General features: G+C 62.4%; 1 protein-coding gene. It reads left to right on the forward strand.

Features of this window, described 5'->3' with window-relative positions:
• Nucleotides 1-567, forward strand: a 567-nt coding sequence (locus EN994_RS34280) for a M20/M25/M40 family metallo-hydrolase (protein ID WP_127308296.1), incomplete at its 5' end; no start/stop codon positions are given.
• Nucleotides 568-638 lie beyond the last annotated feature (71 nt).

The raw sequence follows: 638 nt of genomic DNA on the forward strand, positions 1-638 counted from the left end.
AATCCACTCCCCATCGCCGCGCGCATCCTGCTCGCAATCGAAGCCCTGCCCGGCCGCCTGACCGATGTGCACGCTCCGGCAATCGTCACCGTTGGCAGCCTGCGCGCAGGCGAAGCCTTCAACACCATCCCCGATACGGCGTTTCTGACCGGCACCGTGCGCACCTTCGACCATCAGGTTCAAAAGACGCTGGAGACGGCAATCCGCCGCATCGCGAAAAACGAGGCTGAAGCTTTTGGCGCCAGCGTCGACATTCTCTATGAAACGCCCTTCGCGCCGACGATCAACACCCCGGCGCAAGCCGATGCGATGATCGCGATTGCGAACGAGGTGATGGGACCGGAACGTCTCGTCGTCGATCCGCCTCCCGAGATGGGCTCGGAAGATTTCTGCTACATGTTGGAACAGCGGCCGGGCTGCTATTTCTTGCTCGGCCAGGCCGACGATGCGCATCAGGCTGCGGCTCACGACACCAACTACGACTTCAACGACGCAATCCTGCCGATTGGCGCCAGCCTTTGGGTCAGGCTGGTGGAGCGCCGCCTGTCGGCCAGAGGCGCATCGTGATGCAACTGACGGAAAAGGACATTGTTTGGCGAAGCCATTGGCTGCGGCAGGTCCTGCCCGAGGACCCAGAC

Source organism: Mesorhizobium sp. M7A.F.Ca.CA.002.09.1.1, assembly GCF_003998555.1.
Taxonomy (GTDB): domain Bacteria; phylum Pseudomonadota; class Alphaproteobacteria; order Rhizobiales; family Rhizobiaceae; genus Mesorhizobium; species Mesorhizobium ciceri.